The sequence below is a fragment of the Corynebacterium tuberculostearicum genome, assembly GCF_032821615.1.
Taxonomy (GTDB): Bacteria; Actinomycetota; Actinomycetes; order Mycobacteriales; family Mycobacteriaceae; genus Corynebacterium; species Corynebacterium tuberculostearicum_H.
The window spans coordinates 1-539 of the sequence record NZ_JAVBIF010000063.1 but is presented as its reverse complement, the minus strand read 5'-3'; the positions used below and the strand labels follow the sequence as shown (position 1 = coordinate 539).

General features: G+C 55.8%; 1 protein-coding gene. It reads right to left on the bottom strand.

Features of this window, described 5'->3' with window-relative positions; all coding sequences use genetic code 11:
* On the bottom strand, positions 1–539 hold a 539-nt coding region (locus tag RAE09_RS11890), incomplete at both ends, for an IS3 family transposase (protein ID WP_316981776.1).

The window sequence follows — 539 nt, the reverse complement described above, 5'->3', positions numbered from 1 at the left end:
GCGTTATCAAAGCACACACCAGTACGCCCCACAGACTGAGCAATGCCCAGGTTATGGCAGACTTCCCAGAGCTTCTCGCTGGTAAATTGCGTTCCGCGGTCAGCGTGGAACACCAGCCCATCAGGAACGTCACCGCGCAGTGTATATGCCATCCGCAGGGCCCGTTCGACCAGGCATGTATCTTGAACGCTATCCATCGCCCAGCCCAGCACCCTGCGGGAATGGCCGTCGCGGACCGCACACAAGTACAACCATCCCTCGCTGGTGCGTAGGTAGGTAATATCCGACATCCACACTCGGTTGAGATCACCAGTATCAAACACGCGCTTGACCAGGTCAGGAAGACTCGACTGACGCTTAGCTTGAATCGTTGTCACCGGGACAAAGGCACGCGGTGAAATCCCTTCAATTCCCATCAGGCGCATCCGCTTAGCCACAGTCTTGCGATTCAGGGTGATCCGGTAACGCTCGGTAAGTTCTGCGGTGATCCGGGGAGCACCATAAACCTCATCGGAGTCTTTCCAGATCTGATGAATCTT